Source organism: Methanobrevibacter sp., assembly GCF_036307625.1.
Taxonomy (GTDB): Archaea; Methanobacteriota; Methanobacteria; order Methanobacteriales; family Methanobacteriaceae; genus Methanocatella.
This window is the reverse complement of record NZ_JAXJXF010000058.1, coordinates 1-1,920: the sequence shown is the minus strand read 5'-3', so window position 1 is coordinate 1,920 and position 1,920 is coordinate 1. Positions and strand designations below refer to the sequence as shown.

At 33.9% G+C, this 1,920-nt stretch carries 1 protein-coding gene; it reads right to left on the bottom strand.

All coding sequences use genetic code 11. The annotated features are described in order from the left end of the window. On the bottom strand, positions 1 to 1,574 hold a 1,574-nt coding region (gene top6B, locus UIB65_RS03430), incomplete at its 3' end, for a DNA topoisomerase VI subunit B (protein WP_330039727.1). Positions 1,575 to 1,920: the final 346 nt, after the last annotated feature.

Sequence of the window (1,920 nt, the reverse complement as noted above, 5' to 3'; positions counted from 1 at the left end):
TCTTCAACTTTTTCACCAAGTAACTCTGCAAGAGCTCTTTTAGTTACTTTTGCAAGTACTTCATGGTATTCTGGAACTCCTGTTTCACCAAGTTTTGCAGCTTCTTCGATAATAACTGGCACATATTCTTCAAATACTTTTGAGCGTTTTTCTTTTTCTTTAGCTGCTCTTTTAGCTCTTAAATGTTTTTGTAATTTACGAGCTAGTTTCATTGTTGCTTGTCTGATTTCATGAACGATTTCAGGTTCAGGTGAAACACTTTGCTTACCGGTTGAAAGATAAGGTACCTGTGTTGAAATGATGTTTACAAATAATGTTAATGGAGTGTTGTCCATATCTTTTAATCCATAACGTTTCCAGTCAATACTTTTAAGCGCTTCGGTAATTGCACAGCTTCCTGCATCGAATGTCAATGGAACTCTATTTGCAAATCTCATAATTTCAGATTTTCTTTTTTCATTAACTACTCTTCCGGCATCTCCACCGTATGCAAGACCGGCTTCTATAATGAATGAAACCCCTCCTGCGTATGTTACAGGTTTTCTTGTTATTGTGGTTACAAATTCTGGTTTAAGAATTTGTTTCATACCTTTTTCAATTTGTTCAGATCCAATTGGTATAAGTCCGTCTGTTGGAGGAGCCATGAATTTCATTTTCTTAAAGCATTGCACAACAGCTTCTGCTTCTTGGAAAGTCATGTCTTTTGGACGTTTATTCATGTCGATTCCGGTAAGTTCTGCAATTTCATCAACTCTTTTGTTTGACATTCTTGACATTGATGAAGTTAACATACTTTTATATCTTCTACTGTCAGTATTTTTGGCCATTGTCATTAAATCGTCAGCACTTACACCTTTTGGGTGAGGTAACACTTCTTTTGGCTGTACTGGAACAATGTCTGCAGCTCTTTTGAATATGTATTTGTGTCCTGATGGATCCCTGAATGTAATTTTTGCATGTGGGTTTCCAATCATTGTTCTTCTGATGTACTCGAATGCACCTTGTTCAGCTAATGAGTATGATACGTCTTTGAACTGTAATTCTATACATACTCCAGTACTTTCAGCGGGGTAATCTTCCCTTTCCATTAAAATTCCGCGGTTGTTTTCAACATCCATTTGGAATTTCATTTTAACTCCTTTAATTTCATCGCCATCTTTGTAGCATGAAATTACATGAGCAGGTTTACCTGTTGTCATTTGGGATAAAAGCACACAACCACTACAACCTAAACCTTGTTGTCCTCTGGATTGAATGTTTCTGAATTTGGATCCTGCAAACATCATACAGTATACTTGCATCACATATTCTTCTGGAATTCCAGGTCCATTATCTCTGTGTCTTAAGATATAATGTTCTTTATCAACACGTTTCAATTCGATGTCGATATCAGGTAATATCTTTGATTCTTCACATGCATCGAAACTGTTTGTAATCAATTCGTGGAAAACGATTGTTAAAGAACGTATTTTACCTGTGAATCCCAACATCTGTTTGTTTTTTCTAAAAAACTGGGATGGGGTTAATCTTTGAAAGTCCTCTTCCCAATCAAGTCCTATTTGTTGTTGAGCCAAAATTTCTCCTCCTTTAAATAATGTATGTTTAAAGTTATTATATGTTGATATATTTAAATCAAGTCAGGGAGCATTTGAAAAGTAATATTCATACGGTGCCCTAGCTAACTTGTTTAAATATGTGGTAAAATAATAATTTAAAAACATGTAGAAAATATAGTATTTAAACTACATTATCTATATATGTTGGTTAAAGTATATAATAGTTTGCTATTAGTATCATGATTTTTATAGCTATCTTTTATAAAATTAGTGAGGTATTTAAAATTGCGTTAATCCTGTAATATTTAGGTCAATCAGTTAATTTCTTAAAATCAACCGGGTAAAAAATAAAAATGGCTTTAGG